The 3,426-nt window shown below is 68.1% G+C and carries 4 protein-coding genes; 1 reads left to right on the forward strand and 3 read right to left on the reverse strand.

Annotated features, from left to right (window positions below; all coding sequences use genetic code 11):
• Positions 1 to 271, forward strand: a 271-nt coding sequence (locus tag A5712_RS22385; RefSeq protein ID WP_231982202.1) for a 3-hydroxyacyl-CoA dehydrogenase family protein, incomplete at its 5' end; no start/stop codon positions are given.
• A gap of 8 nt (positions 272 to 279) precedes the next feature.
• On the opposite strand, the gene A5712_RS22390 is transcribed toward A5712_RS22385, so the two are convergent.
• From A5712_RS22390 to A5712_RS22400, 3 genes are all read right to left on the reverse strand, one after another.
• Complete coding sequence (locus A5712_RS22390) at positions 280 to 531, reverse strand: hypothetical protein (RefSeq protein WP_068109937.1); 252 nt, start codon at positions 529 to 531, stop codon at positions 280 to 282.
• A gap of 89 nt (positions 532 to 620) precedes the next feature.
• Positions 621 to 1,787, reverse strand: a complete 1,167-nt coding sequence (locus tag A5712_RS22395) for an acyl-CoA dehydrogenase (RefSeq protein WP_068109931.1) — start codon at positions 1,785 to 1,787, stop codon at positions 621 to 623.
• Positions 1,788 to 1,926: 139 nt separating this feature from the next.
• Entirely contained in the window at positions 1,927 to 3,348 is a 1,422-nt protein-coding gene (locus A5712_RS22400) for an NAD(P)/FAD-dependent oxidoreductase (protein WP_068109934.1), read from the reverse strand.
• Between the last annotated feature and the right edge of the window lie 78 nt (positions 3,349 to 3,426).

Here is a 3,426-nt window from a genome sequence, read left to right on the forward strand (position 1 = left end):
GGCGGCCATCAAGCGCGAGTCGCTGGCCGTGGTCGCCGAGGGCGTGGCCCGCCCGGAGGACGTCGACGGCATGTTTCGGGTCAACTGGGGCGTGCCCGCCGGGCCGTTCCAGATGATGGACCTGGTGGGGCTCGACGTGGTGCTCGACATCGAAAACCATTACGCCCAAGAGTTTCCGCACCTACCGAAGCACGTGCGCGAGTTACTGCAGTCCTACGTCGATGCCGGCAAGCTCGGCCTTAAGACCGGCGAGGGCTTCTACACGTATTGACTCCGATTTCAGTTGCTGAGCACCAAGCGCCACTGGCCGGCGGCCGTGTGGTCCGGGACGCACCAGAAGTTGTTCCAGTTCCCCGGCGTCGAGGCCTTCACGCCCGGGCCGGCGTCCTGGCAGGCCTCGCGGGTCGGATAGCTGCCCTCGGTCTGGATGGTGTCAGCGTGGCCCACGCCGGCGCCGACCGTCATCAAACCGCCGAAAGCCAGCACGCCCGCGGCGACCATCTTGGCGGCCGCATTGACGAAACTACCCATCGAATCCTCCTGTGATGCTTCATATGGCATCGTATTGCGCTACTGTAGTCAATCGACTACAGTAGCGCAAGGGCCGGCCCAATGACGCGTCACGCCAGCAACGCGCGCGCCATGACGACGCGCTGAATCTGGTTGGTGCCCTCGTAGATCTGGGTGATCTTGGCGTCGCGCATCATCCGCTCGACCGGGAAATCGCGGGTGTAGCCCGCGCCGCCGAACAGTTGCACGGCGTTGGTCGTGACTTCCATGGCGACGTCGGAGGCGAAGCATTTGGCGGCCGATGAGATGAATCCCAAACCCTTTTCGCCGCGTTCCGCCCGCGCGGCGGCCGTGTAGACCAGCAGCCGCGCGGCTTCCACCCGCATGGCCATGTCCGCGAGCATGAACTGCACGCCCTGGAAGTCGCTGACCGCGCGGCGAAACTGCTTGCGCTCCTTCGTGTACGCGATGGCGGCATCGAGGGCGCCCTGGGCGATACCGACGGCCTGCGCACCGATCGTCGGCCGCGTGTGGTCGAGGCTGGCGAACGCGGTCTTCAGGCCGGTGCCGGGCTCGCCGATGATCCGGTCACCCGGGATGCGGCAGTCCTCGAAATAGAGTTCGGTGGTCGGTGAGCCCTTGATGCCCATCTTTCGTTCGGAAGGGCCGACGGTGAAGCCGGGATCGTCCTTGTGCACGACGAACGCCGAGATCCCGTTCGCGCCCTTGTCCGGGTCGGTTACCGCCATGACGGTGTACCAGGTTGACTTGCCGCCGTTGGTAATCCAGCACTTGGTGCCGTTGAGCACCCAGTCGTCGCCGGCGGCGCGCGCACGGGTGCGCATCGACGCAGGGTCGCTGCCGGCCTCCCGCTCGGAAAGCGCGTACGACGCCATCGCGTCGCCCGATGCCAGCGTCGGCAGCACCTGCTGCTTCAGTTCCTCCGATCCGTTCAGGATGAGGCCGATGGTGCCGAGCTTGTTGACGCCGGGGATCAGCGACGACGAGACGCACACGCGGGCAACCTCTTCGATCACGATGCAGGTGGCGACGGAGTCGGCGCCCGGCCCGCCGTACGCCTCCGGGACGTGGACCGCCGAAAAGCCGGTGTCGTTCAGGACTTTGAGCGCCTCCTCGGGGAAACGCGCGTGCTCGTCGACGTCGGCCGCATACGGCGCGATCTCCGCCTCGCAGATGTCCCTCAGGGCGACGCGCAGCTCGGCGTGCTCGTCGGGAAGCTTGAACAGCTCGAAATCCGAGTTGCCGGGCGATGCCATGGAGAGATCCCTTCGTTGGGAGAGGAATGAAACGTCTTGACGACGTTAAGGACTCGGCCCCTCGATTCCATCGTCGCGAGTCGACGAAGAATGCCGCCGCGTTTGTCGCCCGGGGACAGATTGCCCGACGGGGCGGCGATCAGCCGACGCTGCGCAGGTAGCCGAGCGCCTGCGCCGCGGCATTGGCGCCGCACATTCCGTGCGCACCGGGCCCCGGTGGGGTGGCGGCCGAGCAGATGTACATGCCGGGCACGCCAACCGCATACGGAGACAAAGTGATCCGCGGGCCAAACGCCAACTGGCGAATGTCCTTGGCCCCGGTCATGATGTCGCCACCGGCATAGTTTGCGTTGTAGGACGCCATCTGCGTCGTCGAGCGCACCGCTTGGCCGACGATGCGCTCCCGGAAGCCGGGTGCGAAGCGCTCGATCTGGGCGATGATCGCCTCGGTCGCGTCGCCGGCATAGCCGTTGGGCACGTGGGCGTAGCTCCACACGGGATGCGTATTGCCCACCGAGCGTTGCGGATCCGCCAGGTATTGCTGGCCCACCAACACGAACGGCCGCTCGGGCATGCGCCCGGCGTGGATGTCCCGCTCGGTCGCCGCCAGTTCGGCGTAGGTGCCGGCCAGGTGAACGGTGCCCGCGCGGCGCGCATCGGGGTTCGTCCATGGCACCCCGCCCTCGACGGCGAAGTCGACCTTGAACGCGCCCGGCCCGCGGCGAAACTTGGTGAAGGCGCGGGAGACTCGACGGGGAAGCCGGTCGCCCAAAATTCCCGCCACCGCCTCCGGTGCCAGGTCGAACATCGTGACGTCCGCCGGCGGCAGCTCCGACGCCGCCTGGACCCGGACACCGGTCTCGATCTTGCCGCCCAAGTCGGTCAGCAGGGCCACCATCGCGTTGGTGATCGCCTGGGACCCCCCTTCGGCGACCGCCCAGCCGTACCGGTGACCGGCGGCCAGGATGCCCATCCCGATAGCCGAGGTCATCGGGTAGTGCAGCGGCCTGAAGGCATGGGCGGCAACGCCTCCGAACAGCGCCCGCCCTTCGTCGGTGCGGAAGAAGCGGGCGAACGTGGACCCCGGAAGCACGGTTGGCGCGCCGAACCGGGCCAGCATCAACGGATGATGAGGCGGCCGCAGCAGCGGCCGCATGATGTCATCGCTCAACGCGTCGAAGCGGGCGGCCGAATAGCCGAACGCGAGCCGCCAGCGCGATCCGTCGCGTCCGAGACCGGCCGCGGTCCGCGCCACCGAGCGGTGCAGGACGCCGGCGCCGCCACCGTCGAGGGGGTGCACGCAATCGATTGCGGGCCACCGCCATGTCAGGCCGTACCGCTCCAACTCGAAACGGCTCAGGAACGGCGAGCCGACGGCCATCGGGTGAATCGCCGAGCAGTGGTCGTGGAGCAGGCCCGGCATGATCGCCTCGCCGCTGCGGGCACCGCCGCCCACCTCGTCGGCGGCCTCGAGCACGGTGACCTGCACGCCCTCGGCGGCCAGGCAGATGGCGGCGGCGAGCCCGTTGGGCCCGCCCCCCACCACCACTGCGATAGTCATGCCAGCGCGCTTTCCTTAACCGTCGCCGCGCCGAGCAGCGACCAGCCGATCTGGAGCGGGATGGGGCCGTTCGGCAGC

This window comes from Mycobacterium sp. E2327, from assembly GCF_001672675.1.
GTDB lineage: Bacteria > Actinomycetota > Actinomycetes > Mycobacteriales > Mycobacteriaceae > Mycobacterium.

Coding starts and splice junctions, on each gene's coding strand:
- A5712_RS22390 (WP_068109937.1), bottom strand. CDS start 531: ATGGGTAGTTTCGTCAATGCGGCCGCCAAGATGGTCGCCGCGGGCGTG.
- A5712_RS22395 (WP_068109931.1), bottom strand. CDS start 1,787: ATGGCATCGCCCGGCAACTCGGATTTCGAGCTGTTCAAGCTTCCCGAC.
- A5712_RS22400 (WP_068109934.1), bottom strand. CDS start 3,348: ATGACTATCGCAGTGGTGGTGGGGGGCGGGCCCAACGGGCTCGCCGCC.